Origin of the sequence: Terrimonas pollutisoli (assembly GCF_029360765.1) — a bacterium.
Taxonomy (GTDB): Bacteria; Bacteroidota; Bacteroidia; order Chitinophagales; family Chitinophagaceae; genus Terrimonas_B; species Terrimonas_B pollutisoli.
Map to the genome: position 1 here is coordinate 112,294 of NZ_JARKNA010000003.1, position 13,202 is coordinate 125,495.

The following is a 13,202-nucleotide window of genomic DNA, read 5'->3' on the forward strand; positions in this document are numbered from 1 at the left end:
TTCTGTTTTTATTTGCCATATAGGAATAACAATAATTCATTCTCTATTAAGATGCAAAGAAGACATAATTTCATAATAATGACAGCAGTAGTATTTTAATATTTTCGAAAAAATTATGACATGAATTTTGGAGTGGTAGTAGTGCCGGCAGCACCGGTCAGAAGAAAAGCAAGACATCAAAGCGAGATGACCAATCAACTATTGTTTGGCGAAACGGTGAAAGTACTGAAACAGCGGGGCAACCTGTGGGTAAAGGTGAGGAGCCTTCATGATGGCTATGAAGGCTGGATGACAAATACGCTATTGCACCCCATCGATGAAGAGTTGGCGAATAGCTATTGTTCCTTTCTCGCCGCTGGATTGTTTAATACGGTCAGGATCGGGGAGATGAAAATGAGCGTTCCAATGGCATCAACGCTTCCGGGCTTTAACGAAGGACATGGAAGTATCAATAGTATGACTTATCATCTCGACGCAAGTTATTTGAAAAGAGATGATCAGCCGATCAGTGAAGAATTGATCCGGCAATTGACCGGACAATGGCTAAACGTTCCCTATCTGTGGGGTGGCAGAACCATGTTTGGCGTTGATTGCAGTGGTTTTGTGCAGGTGAATTTTAAAATGATGGGAGTTGATCTTCCCCGTGATGCGTGGCAGCAGGCCCAGGAGGGAGTGCAGGTAAGAAAATTAAAGCAGGCCATCTGTGGCGATCTTGCATTTTTTGATGACAAAGAAGAAATCGTTCATGTCGGAATTTTATTGAACAGTGAGCAGATTATACATGCGTCAGGTAAAGTAAGAATTGATAACATTGACAAGAAAGGAATTATCAATAGCGAAACGGGAAAACGAACCCACTCATTAAGGGTTATCAAGCGATGTCGCTAATACTGCCTGGTTGTTACTTGATTTCATGCGCAGTATAATATTAAGAACAGGCTCATTGGTTTCATCCAAAACTGCCCAAAGCACTGAGACCGGCGCCAATGAGGCAAAACCAACAAAATAGTTGTGGACACCGCCTGTAATAGTGGTACCTGTTTTCAGTTCCTTATAGCTGCTGGTATAAAATCTTTTATTAATTTGACGGTGGATCTTCTCAAATTCTTTTTTCACTTCCTGTTTTCCCACGTCGCCTGGTTCGGCATACGCAGTCAGTTGGTATATCAATATCGTATCGGTTGGTAATGAATCCGCATATTGAATCGGAGACTCCAGCAGCCTCACTTCTATATACCGGGGTTTAAAGAAAAATGGATTATAGTTTTTATAGGCGCCAAAGAAGTAAAATAAGCTTGTATCTGTTCTATGTAGCACCTGTTTGTTCTGGATAGCAGGATCATTGAGCAGGTGTTTTATAAAGTCACTGAAATTACCAGCAAAAGGATCAGAACGGAAATAACTTTTGGAGAATTGGAACAACCCATCTTGTGAGAAAGATTCGCCATGAAATGCGGCAATTAAGAAAAAGACGAGTAAAATTTTTCTCATAAGCGGAGCTTGCTCAAATCTAAATGCAACCCTTCGATCTCAGCTATACCGGTTTGTTAAAATGATTATAGTTATTTAAACAATTCCTTTATGGAATTGAAAATAGCTTTGTCCCAGCCCAGCAATTTAAAAGCAGAATAGAAAAGAAATACGGCAAATATCTTTTTTACCGTGTCTTCCGGCAGCCGCAAAGCCAATTTGCTGCCAAGATATCCGCCGGCAATAAATGCAATGCTCATCACAGCCACCACTTTTATATCGACATTCCCTTTATTATAATAGTTGATCACGGCCAGTATTCCCACCGGTAATAATAATAACCCCAATGAAGTTCCCTGTGCCTGGTGTTGCGTAAATCCCAGGAAAAAGATGAGTGCAGGTACGATGATAAGACCACCACCTACACCCACCAATCCGCTTAATATGCCGGCGAAAAGACCAATCAGCAAAATAGTGATCACCAGTTCAGCCGTCATAGTTCTTTTTTGAAGCGGGTTCACCAATCAATGTTTGAAATGTTCTTTATAGTAAGCGATAGCGGCTTCAATGACTTTGCAGGCAGTATACTTATCCTGGAAATTGTCTATTTCCACTTTTTTATTTTCCAATACCTTGTATTGTTCAAAAAAGTTACGGAGTTCAAGGAGAAAGTGATCCGGAAGGTCTTCAATATTGTGATAGTGATTGACCGAGGGATCTTTTGAAGCTACTGCAATGATCTTATCATCCATTTCCCCTGCATCGATCATTTGCATATTGCCAATCACATTTGCTTCAACGAGGCAAAGCGATTGAATAGATTGCGAACAGAGTACCAGGATATCGAGCGGGTCATTATCCTGTCCGAGTGTTTGCGGGATAAATCCGTAGTTAACAGGGTAATGGAAAGAAGAATAGATCACCCTGTCCAGCTTCAACAAGCCGGTCGCTTTGTCAACCTCGTACTTTGCTCTTGATCCCTGTGGTATTTCAATTAATGCATTTACTTTTTGAGGAACCTTCTCGCCATAATGAGCGCCGTGCCAGGGATGATTAACTGTGAGCATAGGAAATAGTTTGTTTTAAGTTTAATAGTTTATAGTCGAAATATAGCTTTAGCCTCTCGATAATCTCATGCCGCCATAGGTAGCCAATAGTCCCACGATTACACTGCCGCAAATATAAAGTAGGAAAAGAGTCGGTTTATTTTCTTTTATCAGGCCCATTCCGTCCAGGGTAAATGCTGAAAAGGTTGTGAATCCACCACAGATTCCAGTCATCAGAAAAAGTTTCCAGTGTTCATTGCTTTCAAAAGATTTAAAGGTGATGCCCCAGAAAAGACCAATCAAAAAACAACCGATCACATTCACCGCAAAAGTGCCAAAAGGAAACGAGTGAGGAAATGCAGTAAGCACCCAACGCTGGCAAATATACCGTGCGATACTACCCAGCCCGCCACCTAAACCTACCAATAAGATATTTTTTATCATGGCAGGTTATCGGTCTTGTGAAAAATGTATTTAAAATCCACCATCCAAACACCATTGTTCTTTACTACTTTTAACGAATCCACTTTATTCTTATAAGAGTTGGAGTAATAAATAATGCTTGTCGAATCATTAATTTTCCTGTCGTTGTGAATGCGGATGGATGCTGTCTGGTATTTTTCTTTTTCTTCTTTGGACAGTCTTTCATTGAGCCGTTCAATGGCGTTCAAATCCTGGAGACTCAAAGAGTCATTGAGCATATAGGTCTTTGCTTTTTCGAAATCACCTACCAAAGCCGCCTGGATGAAATTGCGTGCCGCATCAATATCGCTGTCGGAGCTGGAAGAAGCGGCTTGCCTGTCTCCGTCATTACAAGCATAAAAAGCCGAAAGCAAAATGAACAGGGGATAGAAAATCTTTTTCATTCGTAAAAGTAATTATTAAAATCGAACAGGATGAAAGAGCCAACACTGTTTGCCCGAATTAAGTTAGTTTTTCAGCCCCTTCAAAATAAAAAAGTTTCACTTTCTTCTATAAAAGAAAATGAAACTTTTCATTGATCCGGCCTTGCGGATGATTAATCTTTTGCAGGTATATCTTTCTCCTGGCTTTTCTTGATAATGCCCAGCGAACGATGAGGTGCATCCTGCGGGTTTTCCTTCTCATGCTCTTTGGTATAAGCACGGAGTATTTGTTTTACCAGCCGGTGGCGAACCACGTCTTCTTCGTCCAGTTCAATATGGGCGATGCCATCAATGTTTTGAAGAATGCGGACCGCAGTAGACAAACCACTCTTCTGGTTTCTTGGCAGGTCCACCTGCGTCATATCACCGGTGATGATCGCTTTGGCATTGGCGCCAATACGGGTAAGAAACATTTTTAACTGCAGGTCAGTGGAGTTTTGCGCTTCATCCAAAATGATGAAGGCGTTATCCAATGTCCGGCCACGCATATAAGCCAATGGTGCGATTTCAATTGTTCTTGTCGTCATATAATACCCAAGCTTGTCTGCAGGTATCATATCATCCAATGCATCATAAAGGGGGCGTAAGTAAGGGTCAATTTTTTCTTTAAGATCGCCGGGTAAAAAGCCAAGGCTTTCGCCTGCTTCTACGGCCGGCCGGGTGAGAATAATTTTTTTTACTTGCTTATTTTTTAAAGCTCTTACAGCAAGAGCTACGGCGGTATAGGTTTTACCAGTACCGGCAGGTCCAATGGCGAACAGGATGTCATTTTTTTCCGCTTCCTGTACCATTTTTTTCTGGTTGGCTGTCCTGGCACGAACCGATTTGCCATTGGGGCCAAACACTAATACTTCGTTGGGGTTTCGTTCAACAAAATTGTCAATAGTTTCGGCATCATCCCCACCAATTACCTGCTCAAAATAATTCTGGCTCATGTGGCCATTTCTTTCCAGGTAAGAAATGATAAGAGAAATTTTTTCCCTGGCACTTTCGACCTGTTCAGGAGCGCCGCTCAATTTGATCTGTTTACCGCGGGAAAGAATTTTGAGAAGTGGGAATTTTTTTTTGAGAATGTCCAGTTTACCGTTGTTTACTCCGAAAAACTCAATTGGATTAACGGTTTCAAGGTTAATAATTGTGTCAGTCAATGCGGATTAGTTTATACATATTTCAAAAACCGGCGTAGGGTAAATACCGGGTTAGTTTGCGTCTTCTGATAATTGGTACAGAAGCTTTACCCTCACTTTTTCAAATATAACTTGTAACAATAGTTACTTCCTAAAGTTACTTATTAACAAGTGTTAATACAAATTTTCGGGTGTTAAAATTGTTTCAGCTATACGCATATTGTAAAAAGTAAATTGCCTGAATTTTTGTTTTTCATTCAAACAAAAAGATGAGAGAAAAATTCCGGAAAACCATTCTTTTTATAGCAGAGACTTTTAAATAATTGTTATCTTAGAGTACAACCAATTCCCCCTGAATTCCCGCGGGCTTAATAGTACTCTCTCATTCCTCTTACTTCATTCCTGAATGTCCTGTGTTTGTGAACCTTCACCATTTAAACGATGATGCATGAAGCACAAATTTTATATGCTGTTGTTTCTACTAACTGTAGGGGTGTATCTCTCATGTCATAGCCAGGCGCCTGCGCAACCAACCAATCCCGATCCTCCAGACCAGGATATTACTACTTCCAATGATATAAACCTGTGTGCCGACATCAGTGATCCCAATGGAGATCTGATGCGGGTTAAATATTTTGGTCGCACAAAAACGTCTGCCGGGTCGCAAAAATTTACTCTTGTTTTTTTGCCCGACACACAATATTACACGGAAGAACCCCAGGGAAATCATGGTGGAAATATTGCTATGCTCAATGCACAAACAACATGGATAAAGAATAACCGTTTGGCACGAAATATTGTGTATGTTGGTCAATTGGGTGATTGCGTTGAGAATGGAGATTTTTTTGAAATAGAATGGCAAAGGGCACAGGCTGCTTTCGCTACCATCGAAGACCCTGTACAAACGGGCTTGGTGCATGGAGTTCCTTTTGGTATTTGTGTGGGCAATCATGAACAAACTCCTATCGGATCACCAGCAGGCACGACTTTTTTCTACAATCAATATTTCGGCAGTTCGCATTTTGCCGGCCGGAGCTATTATGGCGGACATCATGGAACTAACAATGACAATCATTATCAGCTATTCAGTGCCAGCGGTATCGACTTTCTTGTAATATCGTTGGAGTTTGACCAGACCCCGGGATTTTCCGTCGCCGATGGTGCCCTGGATTGGGCAGAAAGTTTAGTACAAAACAATCCGAATAAAAAAGTGATTGTTATGACGCATTGGGCGATTAGTGAAGATGCTTCTTTTGGCCCACAGGGGCAAGCTATTTATGACCGCCTAAAACTGTATTCCAATTTTTCTTTTTTGATTGGTGGCCACATGAGCAGCATTAACGGGGGAGAGGCCAGGCGAACTGATATTTACAATGGTAACCAGGTTCATTCCATTCTTTCAGACTACCAACACAGAAATGGGGGAGGCAACGGTTTATTACGGATATACGAGTTTGATCCCTCGCAAAATAAGGTATCCGTGCAAACTTATTCGCCTTATATCGACAACTATGAAACCGATGCCAGCAGCCAATTTGAATTGCCTTTTGTCATGCAACCACAGTTGGGTGTTTTAAATAATATCCCTTCAGGCACTACGCCTTGTCTTGGCTGGAATGATCTGGTGTATAATACCACCTATGAATGGGGCTTGCAGCTTTATGACGGTCAGAATATCACCACCGGGCCCTTGTGGAGTTTTACGACAGTTGACCCTTTGCCTGTTTCTTTAGTTGAGTTTCTCGCAACAATGGAAGCTGATAAGGTGAAGTTGTTCTGGAAAACAGCCAGCGAAATAAATAATGACCGATTTGAGATTGAAAGATCCGCTGATGGTAATAGCTATGTAAAAATTGGAACTATCCGGGGCCAGGGCAATTCAAATAATTTAAACCAATACAGCTTTTATGATGACCGGCCTTTAACCGGGAAAAATTATTATCGTTTAAAACAGGTTGATATAAATGGCCATTATATTTATTCACTTGTAAGAACAGTAATGACAGCTGCCAAACCTGCGTGGAATGTTTATCCAAACCCGGCAAATAAGAAAAGCATTGATATCTATTTTTCCGGCAAATGGAAGGAAAATGTGGTGATTGAATTTTATGACATGTCTGGCCGCAAACTGCTTCAAACCACAAGAAACAACACGCACAATAAAATACAGGTAACAACAAAATTTCAGCCGGGATTGTATATCATCAGTCTAACCGGTGAAAATAATTTTTCTTCACAAAAGATGATTGTTGTATCGAACTAGTATAGTTACTGTCAGGAGTTAATTTTCTCTTCTTTTGCTAAAAAAAAGTCATCCTTACAACAGGATGACTTTTGAAATAAGTCCGGGAGAGCAAATAACCTTTAATTAGTTAATCGTCCTTCTTTTTTGGTTAGATCGAACACTTTGTCGAGCTTAGTACCGGTCGCTTCCTCAAAGGCCGCCTGCATGTCCTCAGGTTGCGGATGTTTATTTTTCCATTTGGTAAAATAGGTTTGAATAGCAAGATCCATTTTATCCTGTCCCACTGCTGACTCCAGCAGGTACATCCACAAAGCTGTCTTTACATAGGATACTATCCCATATTCTTCGCTATTGGGAAATTTATCAGCCGGGATATCCATGGCCGATTGCATGGGAAGATTTTTATCAATCACGTTGTAGATAATATCCAAAAATTCATCCGCCGGTTTTTCTTTTATTTCTTTAGGAATAGCATCGCCAAAAACGGAATTGCTGCGGTATTTCTCGGCTTCATATTTAAATTGGAAATAGGTATTCAGGCCCTCGTCCATCCAGGTATGAGCTCTTTCGTTACTGCCAAGCATTCCCATAAACCAGTTGTGACCTATTTCATGAGCGATCACCGCATCCAATGTCTCTATTTTTGCATCAGGGCTTGTAATAAGTGTGATCATGGGATATTCCATACCGCCGCTTGAGTTATTCTTTGGCCCTTCTACAGCCTGCACTACCGGGTAGCCATATTCGCCGACCCAGCCACTGTATTTTTTCACACCGTCTTTGATATAATCAATACTATTTTTCCAAAGTGTACTTTTTTTGTTGTGATAGTAAGAAAAGACCTCAATGATCTTTCCACCCGGTAATTGTGTGGTATCATATTGGATGACAAAATCCTTATCGGCAAACCAGGCAAAATCAGGCACCTGTTCAGCATGATAGCTTAGCGTTTTGTTTTCTTTTTTGTTTAACGGGGCGTATAGTGCTGGTTTACCATTGCGGTCAGCAACATTTTTCTTACCTGTTTTTTTATAAGCTTCGAGCTCTTCTTTTGTTTGCAATACACCCGTAGCGCCAACAATATAATCCGACGGCACCGTAATACTTACCGTGTAGTCAGCATATTCGCTATAAAACTCACCCATGTCCAGATAGGGGAACTCATGCCAGCCTTTTTTATCAAATACAGCCGGCTTGGGATACCATTGGCAGGCCATGAATTGCCCATCGGCATAACCCGACCTTGAAAAATAGGGGGGCAGCATCACTTTGAAGGGGGTAGAAATTGTAATGGAATCCCCGGAGGCCAAGGGCTTGTTTAATACCAGTTTAATGATATCAATGTATTGAGGGTTGGGGTGTGCTTCTGTTTTTGCCGCCTGCCCGTTCACTTTGAACGCAAATCCATCGATTGACCCGGTGCCAAAGCTTTCCATTTTCTTTGCCCGTTCTTTATCATTCTTTAGTTGTTGCAGCAAAGCAGTTGTCTCATTCTTATAGGCGTTTGGCCAGATATGAAACCAGATAAAATCAAGCGAAGAAGGGGAGTTGTTTTTATAAACAATCGTTTCAAAACCAGTAATGGATTTTTCTTTATCGTTTAGCTCCGCTTTAATATCATAGCTAAGCTGCTGCTGCCAATAATCCTGTTGGGCCACTAACTGAGTACAGATGCAAATGGAGAGCAAAAGAGACAAAAACTTCATGGGTAAAATTTATTTATCCTTCAAAAATAGCCAAAGAATAATAGCAGGCAATAGTAGTAAAAAGGTTTTAGGAATAGTGCAACATTTTATTCTTGCATATTTTAATAGTGCCCGGCATTGCTTGCTAATAAACTAAGTTTCTGTATCTTACCCGTATGAATTTTTTATTTCGCATTCTCGTCACGGCATTGGTTGCATTTGCTCTTGCTCATTTATTAACGGGCATTCATGTGGACAGCTTCTGGACTGCCATAGTATTTGCAGTGATCCTGGCCATTTTGAATGTTTTTGTCAAGCCCATTTTAATACTGTTAACGCTACCCCTGACTATTGTGACGCTGGGATTATTTCTTTTTGTTGTCAATACTCTGGTTGTTTTACTGGCCAGTAAATTTGTCGATGGCTTTCGAATCGATAGTTTCTGGTGGGGATTACTTTTCGCATTGCTCCTCGCTTTCGTCACATCTGTTATTACCAAAGAAGTGGACAAGGATAAGAAGAAGGGGGTATTTTAACCTCAAAGAATGATGTTTCGATTTTTTTAATCAAACGCATTGAGTTAGTTTTCTTTTAGGCTACACGACATTTAAGGATTTAATGAATAAAATAGTTAAAGCAGAAGCAAAATATATCGCTTTCAAGTGATAGAATGACTTTGTCAATAGTTATCATGTTAGGGGATAAATATCCAATTCTACCGTCCTGTAGCTTCAGTTGAATGATTTTATATCCCGGCATTAGCAGCCGGGATTGCTTTTATTAACAGAACTTGATTCTAATTTGATCACCCAAAAATCAACTTGTTTTCATAGCTTCGGTATAATTGTAAATTTTACACTAAATGCCATTGAAAACAAAAATGATTGCTGCCGCCGGCTATGGATTTATACTGGCAGCACTGATTGTATCCTGTAATAATGCAGCTGATAAAAAAAATGCCCGAATTGAGTCAGACAGTCTTACCGAAGAACAAAAACATCTCCCTGAAAATGCATTGAAAACTCTCACCGTGGCAGATGGGCTGGAAGTAACGGCAATAGCCACGGAGCCCATGTTACAAAATCCAACAAACATTGATGTGGACGATCGTGGCCGTATTTGGGTTTGTGAAGCTTATAATTATCGCCCCGGTATCAATGGCAATCCAACGAATGCATTGGGAGATCGAATCGTGATACTGGAAGATAAAGATGGTGACAGCAAAACAGATACCGCAAAAGTTTTTTACCAGGGACCTGAATTGAATGCCCCTTTAGGAATCTGTGTTTTGGGTAATAAAGCCATTGTTTCGCAAAGTCCTTTTGTGTGGATTTTCTATGATGATAATGGGGATGATAAGGCAGATCGTAAGGAAATACTTTTCCAGGGCATCAGTGGTGAGCAACATGATCACGGCGTGCATGCTTTTACGTTTGGACCTGATGGCAAACTCTATTTCAATTTTGGCAACGCCGGGAAACAATTAAAGGATAAAAATGGCAGGCCGGTCCGTGACCAGGATGGTGATATCATCGACAACAAGAAGTATAAAGAGGGTATGGTATTCCGCTGCAATCCGGATGGATCAGCTGTTGAATGCCTGGCACATAATTTCCGTAATCCCTACGAGGTAGCGGTTGACAGTTATGGTAGCTTGTGGCAAAGTGATAATGACGATGATGGCAACCGTGGTACCCGCATCAATTACATCCTGCAGTATGGCAATTATGGCTATACAGATGAAATGACGGGTGCTGGCTGGCAGGCGAATCGTACAAACATTGAAGATTCTATACCGCTTCGTCACTGGTACCAGAATGATCCCGGGTCAGTGCCCAATGTGCTGCAAACTTTTGCGGGTTCGCCGACCGGTATGATCATTTATGAAGGCAGTTTGTTGCCTCAGCCTTTTCAAGGTAGTATGATACATTGTGATGCGGGCCCCAACGTAGTGCGTTCTTATCCCGTAAAGAAAAATGGAGCAGGTTACACAGCAGGTATCGTTAATATTTTGAAAGATGATAAAAATCAGTGGTTTCGTCCTGCAGATGTATGTGTGGCGCCGGATGGTTCATTGATCGTCGCAGATTGGTATGATCCCGGTGTAGGCGGACATGCAGCGGCAGACCAGGCTAGAGGCAGGATTTATCGTGTTGCTCCCAGGAATTCAAAATATTCAATACCGGCACAAGACTATACAACTACAGATGGCGCTGCCAAAGCCTTGCAAAATCCTAATCTTGCGGTGCGTTACCATGCTTTTACTGCTTTGCAAAAAATGGGCACGACTGCGATTCCTGCTCTTGAAAAAATTTGGCGAACATCGGAAGATCCAAGGATGCGGGCCAGGGCATTTTGGGTGCTGGCAAAAATGCCAGCGGCTACTGCCGAAAAATACATCAGTGAAGCCGTAGCAGATCATAATGCTGATCTGCGCATTACCGGTTTGAGAGCAGCACGTGAATTGAACAAAAATTTAATTGCGACGATTAAGCAATTGATCAATGATCCGGATGCGCAGGTACGTCGTGAATGTGCGATATCCTTGCATCATAATAAATCAGAAGAAGCCGCAGAGCTGTGGAGCTCGTTGGCGTTGCAGTACGACGGAAAAGACAGGTGGTATTTAGAAGCCCTGGGCATTGGTGCGGATCAACAATGGGACAAATTTTTCACCACTTACCTTACCCAGGTAAAAGATAAGCAGACTGCAGCATTTAATGACCTTGTATGGCGGGCAAGAACGGATAAAGCGGTTCCCTACCTGGCTGCTCTGGCATCGGATAATAATATTCCCCTGGGCAACAGGTTGCGTTATTTCCGTGCATTTGATTTTAATACCGGTCCGGCAAAATCTGCATTGCTGTTGAAAATGATACAGGAAAATAGTGGTAACGATGTTGCCTTGAATAAGCTGGTCTTGCGTCATCTTGATGTTAAAACCGTAAAACAAAACCCTGCTGCGCAAAAAACATTGCGGGAAGTATTACAGTCCCTGGCAGGTACAAATGAGTACGTAGAAATGGTGGCCCGTTACGAAGTAAAAACCGAAAACTCTAATCTGTTGCAGTTGGCGATCAACAACTATGATAAAAGTCTTGGCAAAGATGCAGCTTCTTTAATGCTGAAGCTTGGTGGTAGTCAACTGGTTTGGAATATAATCAACGCTGCCGACAGCGTTCAGCAAAAGAAATTGTTGGCATCCCTGGCGGGAGTAGGAAGTAAGGTATCTGTTGACATGTTGCAAACAATTGCTTTGTCCAATAAGTACGCAATGCCTCTGCGAAAAGAATCGGCTGGTCTTATCGGAAAAAGCTGGAGTGGGGAAGAAAGAGTGTTGGAAATACTAAAGGCAAAAAAAGTTCCCAAAGAGTTGATTCCAGCAGTAGTGAGCAGTGTGAGTGGCGCATGGCGTGGTGCAATACGCAATGAGGCGGCCAGCTATTTACCCAACGAAGGCAAAACAACTGCTGCGAAAAAGGCAATAACAATGCAGGAAATAAATGCGTTAACAGCGAATGCAGAAGATGGGAAAAAAGTTTTCACCACAGCCTGTGCTACTTGCCACCGTGTTAATGAAAGCGGCTATGATTTTGGCCCGGCACTCCATGAAATAGGTTCCAAGCTTCCCAAAGAAAGTCTGCTGGAAAGTATCGTGTCTCCTTCTGCTGGCATTGGCTTCGGCTATGAGGGTTGGGAACTGAGGATGAAAGATGGTTCGACCATGTCTGGCATCATTGCCAGTAAGACGGAAACCGATATTGATTTAAAATTTCCCGGTGGCGGAAAGAAAGCGGTTAAGACAGCAGACCTGAAAACCCTTACACAGATGAAAGAATCCATGATGCCCGAAGGCTTGCAAAACAATTTATCCGCACAGGAATTAGCCAACTTGTTGGAATATCTGACAGGGTTGAAGAAGAAATAAAAAGGCAGCTGTAACAATCGGGATTTTGTAAAGGATTACTGGCCTAACCAGTCCTTAAAACCATTCACTCTTTCGCGGCTTACTACCGTATCGGAAGTGGTAGAAGGAGATAACTCAAGTTTTAATCGTCCGCCCAGCCAGGTGTACACTTTGTTCACAGCGTCTATATTCACCAGTAGGTGGCGGTTGATACGATAAAATTTTGTTGGTTGTAACTGTTCCTCAAGTTGTGACAGGTTACTTTCCAGCATGTATTTGTTATTGGTGAAATCAACAGCATAACAAAGCTTACCATCGGCATAGCAATAGGCAGTAGCGTCTGTTTTCAGATAACTTAGTTGCTGACCACGTTTGATTAGAAGCCTTTCTTTATACCTGGTTCCATTTATGTCCTGCATTATTTTCAGGATCTTTTCCGAAAGCCCGTTTTCTTTTTGCTGGTACAATTGCCGGTATTTTTCAACAGCCTGTTGCAACTCTTTTTCATCAATAGGTTTCAGGAGGTAGTCTACGCTGTTTACCTTAAAAGCCTTCAATGTATATTGATCAAATGCAGTTGTAAAAATCACCGGGGCTGTTACTTTGACCTGTTTAAAGATGTCGAAGCTCAGCCCGTCGGCCAATTGGATGTCCATAAAGATGAGGTCTATTTCGTCGGCTGTTTGCAGGTATTTCACGGCTGCTTCTACGCTGTCAATTTTCCTCACTACTTGCAGTTCGTCGGTATTAGATTGTAACAATTTTGCCAGCCGGTTGGCTGCCGGTGTTTCATCTTCTATAATAAGGACCCTCATAT

General features: G+C 41.7%; 12 protein-coding genes. 4 read left to right on the forward strand and 8 right to left on the reverse strand.

Going from position 1 to position 13,202, the window contains the following annotated elements:
* Positions 1-120: 120 nt before the first annotated feature.
* On the forward strand, positions 121-888 hold the full coding sequence (locus tag P2W73_RS07015; protein WP_276501292.1) for a C40 family peptidase: 768 nt from the start codon (positions 121-123) through the stop codon (positions 886-888).
* Here P2W73_RS07015 and P2W73_RS07020 read toward each other — a convergent pair.
* The 6 genes from P2W73_RS07020 to P2W73_RS07045 all read right to left on the reverse strand — a co-directional run bounded on the left by P2W73_RS07020 (position 862) and on the right by P2W73_RS07045 (position 4,569).
* Entirely contained in the window at positions 862-1,491 is a 630-nt protein-coding gene (locus P2W73_RS07020; RefSeq protein WP_276501293.1) for a hypothetical protein, read from the reverse strand. The two genes, P2W73_RS07015 and P2W73_RS07020, sit on opposite strands and share 27 nt — an antisense overlap.
* 71 nt (positions 1,492-1,562) lie before the next feature.
* Positions 1,563-1,967 carry a sulfite exporter TauE/SafE family protein gene (locus P2W73_RS07025; RefSeq protein WP_276501294.1) on the reverse strand — a complete coding sequence of 135 codons (405 nt, stop codon included), beginning with the start codon at positions 1,965-1,967 and terminating at the stop codon, positions 1,563-1,565.
* A gap of 27 nt (positions 1,968-1,994) precedes the next feature.
* On the reverse strand, positions 1,995-2,537 hold the full coding sequence (locus tag P2W73_RS07030) for an inorganic diphosphatase (protein WP_276501295.1): 543 nt from the start codon (positions 2,535-2,537) through the stop codon (positions 1,995-1,997).
* A 48-nt stretch (positions 2,538-2,585) separates the two neighbouring features.
* Complete coding sequence (gene crcB, locus P2W73_RS07035; protein WP_276501296.1) at positions 2,586-2,960, reverse strand: fluoride efflux transporter CrcB; 375 nt, start codon at positions 2,958-2,960, stop codon at positions 2,586-2,588.
* The gene (locus P2W73_RS07040) at positions 2,957-3,382 is read right to left on the reverse strand and encodes a nuclear transport factor 2 family protein (protein WP_276501297.1); all 426 of its coding nucleotides are present in this window, start codon (positions 3,380-3,382) and stop codon (positions 2,957-2,959) included. The genes crcB and P2W73_RS07040 overlap by 4 nt, the downstream gene beginning before the upstream one ends.
* Positions 3,383-3,534: 152 nt before the next feature.
* Positions 3,535-4,569, reverse strand: a complete 1,035-nt coding sequence (locus tag P2W73_RS07045; RefSeq protein WP_276501298.1) for a PhoH family protein — start codon at positions 4,567-4,569, stop codon at positions 3,535-3,537.
* Between the two features lie 427 nt (positions 4,570-4,996).
* On the opposite strand from P2W73_RS07045, the gene P2W73_RS07050 reads away from it, so the two are divergent.
* Positions 4,997-6,811 carry a T9SS type A sorting domain-containing protein gene (locus P2W73_RS07050; RefSeq protein ID WP_276501299.1) on the forward strand — a complete coding sequence of 605 codons (1,815 nt, stop codon included), beginning with the start codon at positions 4,997-4,999 and terminating at the stop codon, positions 6,809-6,811.
* Positions 6,812-6,912: 101 nt separating this feature from the next.
* Here the strand turns inward: P2W73_RS07050 and P2W73_RS07055 are convergent, their stop codons facing one another.
* Positions 6,913-8,499, reverse strand: coding sequence for a M1 family metallopeptidase (locus P2W73_RS07055; protein ID WP_276501300.1), 1,587 nt, complete (start codon positions 8,497-8,499; stop codon positions 6,913-6,915).
* Positions 8,500-8,654: 155 nt separating this feature from the next.
* Between P2W73_RS07055 and P2W73_RS07060 the strand changes: the two genes are divergently transcribed.
* Both P2W73_RS07060 and P2W73_RS07065 read left to right on the forward strand, forming a co-directional pair.
* Complete coding sequence (locus tag P2W73_RS07060) at positions 8,655-9,014, forward strand: phage holin family protein (protein WP_276501301.1); 360 nt, start codon at positions 8,655-8,657, stop codon at positions 9,012-9,014.
* A gap of 326 nt (positions 9,015-9,340) precedes the next feature.
* A complete protein-coding gene (locus tag P2W73_RS07065) occupies positions 9,341-12,406 on the forward strand; it encodes a PVC-type heme-binding CxxCH protein (RefSeq protein ID WP_276501302.1) in 3,066 nt (1,021 codons plus the stop codon).
* A gap of 35 nt (positions 12,407-12,441) precedes the next feature.
* Here P2W73_RS07065 and P2W73_RS07070 read toward each other — a convergent pair whose 3' ends face one another.
* Positions 12,442-13,200, reverse strand: a complete 759-nt coding sequence (locus P2W73_RS07070) for a LytR/AlgR family response regulator transcription factor (protein ID WP_276501303.1) — start codon at positions 13,198-13,200, stop codon at positions 12,442-12,444.
* Positions 13,201-13,202 lie beyond the last annotated feature (2 nt).

Excerpts from the sequence above, each read along its gene's own strand:
- P2W73_RS07015 (WP_276501292.1), top strand. The coding sequence starts at position 121 with ATGAATTTTGGAGTGGTAGTAGTGCCGGCAGCACCGGTCAGAAGAAAA.
- P2W73_RS07020 (WP_276501293.1), bottom strand. The coding sequence starts at position 1,491 with ATGAGAAAAATTTTACTCGTCTTTTTCTTAATTGCCGCATTTCATGGC.
- P2W73_RS07025 (WP_276501294.1), bottom strand. The coding sequence starts at position 1,967 with ATGACGGCTGAACTGGTGATCACTATTTTGCTGATTGGTCTTTTCGCC.
- P2W73_RS07030 (WP_276501295.1), bottom strand. The coding sequence starts at position 2,537 with ATGCTCACAGTTAATCATCCCTGGCACGGCGCTCATTATGGCGAGAAG.
- crcB (WP_276501296.1), bottom strand. The coding sequence starts at position 2,960 with ATGATAAAAAATATCTTATTGGTAGGTTTAGGTGGCGGGCTGGGTAGT.
- P2W73_RS07040 (WP_276501297.1), bottom strand. The coding sequence starts at position 3,382 with ATGAAAAAGATTTTCTATCCCCTGTTCATTTTGCTTTCGGCTTTTTAT.
- P2W73_RS07050 (WP_276501299.1), top strand. The coding sequence starts at position 4,997 with ATGAAGCACAAATTTTATATGCTGTTGTTTCTACTAACTGTAGGGGTG.
- P2W73_RS07055 (WP_276501300.1), bottom strand. The coding sequence starts at position 8,499 with ATGAAGTTTTTGTCTCTTTTGCTCTCCATTTGCATCTGTACTCAGTTA.
- P2W73_RS07060 (WP_276501301.1), top strand. The coding sequence starts at position 8,655 with ATGAATTTTTTATTTCGCATTCTCGTCACGGCATTGGTTGCATTTGCT.
- P2W73_RS07065 (WP_276501302.1), top strand. The coding sequence starts at position 9,341 with ATGCCATTGAAAACAAAAATGATTGCTGCCGCCGGCTATGGATTTATA.
- P2W73_RS07070 (WP_276501303.1), bottom strand. The coding sequence starts at position 13,200 with ATGAGGGTCCTTATTATAGAAGATGAAACACCGGCAGCCAACCGGCTG.